Raw genomic sequence first — 1,264 nt, 5'->3', positions numbered from 1 at the left:
TGGTCTGAGCCCGAAGTTTCTACCATTTACGAGTAGAGCCTTGGGCCGTTTTGATGCCCGTGCTTGGGCGTGATGGCAATAACCGTATCGGGGGCATGCCCCCGATACGGTTTGCCGCTTGATCCTGCCCCGATCTCGGCAGGGGTTCTGTTCCCGAGGCTCGAGTGGGGCCGGAAGTGGTTGTAGTCGTGCCGCCAGGCTTCCAGCTCCTGACGGGCATGAGCGAGGCTGGTGAAGATCGTCTCGTTCAAGAACTCGTCGCGCAGCCTGGCATTGAAGCTCTCGATGAACCCGTTCTGGTAGGGTTTGCCCGGCGCGATGTAGTGCCACTCGACATTGCGCTCCTTGCTCCAGCGCAGGATCGCCATGCTGGTCAGTTCGGCGCCGTTATCGCTGACGATCGTGTGCGGGCGTGCCATCCGCTCGAAGACCGCCGCATCGAGCTCGCGCCCGACCCGTGCGCCGGAGATCGAGGTATCGGCGATCAGGCGCACGCACTCCCGGCTATAGTCATCAACCACGGCGAAGATCCGGAACCTGCGCCCGCAGGCGAAGGCATCGGAGACGAAATCGAGGCTCCAACGCTGGTTCGCCCCCTGAGGCACCGTCATCGGCGCTCTTGTGCCCAAGGCCCGCTTGCGACCACCACGGCGGCGCACTTGCAGCCGTTCCTCGCGATAGAGCCGCCGGAACTTCTTGTGGTTCATCGTCCATCCCTCCCGGCACAGCAGCCAGTGCAGCCGCCGGTAGCCGAAGCGTCGTCGTTGGCTTGCCAGCTCGCGTATGCGTTCACGCGCCTTCGCATCGTCGGGCCGACGACTGACGTAACGCACCATGGTCCGGTCCACGCCCAGCACCGTGCAGGCACGACGCTGGCTCACCTCGAAGGCTTCCTGGAGATGAGCCACCGCCTGCCGCCTGGCACCGGGCGCTAGAATTTTTTTGCGCTGATCTCCTTGAGCATGGCGTTGTCCAGCATCGAATCCGCCAGCAGCTTCTTCAGCCGCGCGTTCTCCTGCTCCAACTGGCGCAGCCGACGGGCGTCCGACACCTCCAGCCCACCATACTTCGACTTCCACTTGTAGAAGGTCGCCGAACTGATCCCGTGGCGACGACATACATCCGCCGTCGCCATCCCAGCCTCCTGCTCCTTCAAAACAGCGATGATCTGCTCCTCGCTCAACCTGCTACGCTTCATTCGTCCGTCTCCTTGTCGAACGCCGGACTCTACTTATCGCTGGAGGAAATCTAGGGGCTCAGACCA

1 protein-coding gene is annotated in these 1,264 nt (G+C 62.7%); it reads right to left on the bottom strand.

The window, feature by feature from the left end; genetic code table 11:
- Positions 1-26: 26 nt before the first annotated feature.
- Positions 27-1,198 (bottom strand): IS3 family transposase gene (locus tag K3174_RS16755; RefSeq protein WP_221560590.1). Its coding sequence is split into 2 segments (ribosomal slippage): positions 27-946 and positions 946-1,198, totalling 1,173 coding nucleotides; the frame shifts between segments, so codons are not numbered across the junction.
- Positions 1,199-1,264 lie beyond the last annotated feature (66 nt).

Origin of the sequence: Qipengyuania qiaonensis, assembly GCF_019711515.1 — a bacterium.
In the GTDB taxonomy this organism is placed as follows: Bacteria; Pseudomonadota; Alphaproteobacteria; order Sphingomonadales; family Sphingomonadaceae; genus Qipengyuania; species Qipengyuania qiaonensis.
This window is presented reverse-complemented; position numbering and strand designations above follow the sequence as displayed.